General features: G+C 53.2%; 1 tRNA gene. It reads right to left on the minus strand.

Features of this window, described 5'->3' with window-relative positions:
• Positions 1–287: 287 nt before the first annotated feature.
• Positions 288–372, minus strand: a tRNA-Tyr gene (locus ACMGEE_RS00880).
• Between the last annotated feature and the right edge of the window lie 156 nt (positions 373–528).

Genomic DNA, 528 nt, shown 5'->3' on the forward strand with positions numbered 1-528 from the left:
ATCGTGCGGGAAGGATTCACGTCACTGCGTTCCGTGCCCTTCGGGTCAAACCTTCGAGGTCGAAGCTTCTCATCCTTCCCCGTGGGGGATCTGGAAGAATGTGCTTAAACATTGGGATTCAAAGAGGTCTGAAATGGTGGTGCTGAGGATGGCATCGTGCGGGAAGGATTCACGTCACTGCGTTCCGTGCCCTTCGGGTCAAACCTTCGAGGTCGAAGCTTCTCATCCTTTCCCGTGGGGGATCTGGAAGAATGTGCTTAAACATTGGGATTCAAAGAGGTCTGAAATGGTGGTGGGGGAAGGATTCGAACCTTCGAAGTCGATGACGGCAGATTTACAGTCTGCTCCCTTTGGCCGCTCGGGAACCCCACCAGGGGAAGCGTACTACTTGTTGGCTTTAAACGCCGAACCAACATAAGTTGGAAATGGTGCAAACTAACTTGTGCTGCTGTGCAGGAAGGATTCACGTCACTGCGTTCCGTGCCCTTCGGGTCAAACCTTCGAGGTCGAAGCTTCTCATCCTTCCCC

Source organism: Erwinia artemisiae (assembly GCF_051400835.1).
Classification (GTDB): domain Bacteria; phylum Pseudomonadota; class Gammaproteobacteria; order Enterobacterales; family Enterobacteriaceae; genus Erwinia; species Erwinia aeris.